This is a genomic window from Myroides sp. LoEW2-1, assembly GCF_009767705.1.
Taxonomy (GTDB): Bacteria; Bacteroidota; Bacteroidia; order Flavobacteriales; family Flavobacteriaceae; genus Flavobacterium; species Flavobacterium album_A.
In genome coordinates, this window is record NZ_WSPP01000103.1 from 1 (window position 1) to 281 (window position 281).

A 281-nucleotide genomic window follows, 5' to 3' on the forward strand; every position below is an offset into this window, starting at 1 on the left:
GACTTAGCTCCATAGGCTTTGTATCCGCTATAACCATCGGTTTGCAGATATCCTTTGAAGTTTTCTAATACAGGTAGTGCAGCGCTACCACTACGTGTGGGACTGTAATTGAACATTACGAGTTTGGATATAGGTGCGTGATACACCCAATAATACCCAAGATGAGATTTATCTTTCTTTTTCTCATCTAAGACTTTGATGGTGGTTTCATCAACTTGAAGATATCCTTCATTTTTGATGTCCAGCAGAAGCTTTTCATATAGTGGTTTTAAAGCATCCAT

Annotated in this window: 1 protein-coding gene; it reads right to left on the minus strand. The window is 38.4% G+C overall.

Annotated features, from left to right (window positions below; all coding sequences use genetic code 11):
• On the minus strand, positions 1-281 hold a 281-nt coding region (locus GOQ24_RS06925; RefSeq protein WP_160339375.1), incomplete at both ends, for an IS66 family transposase.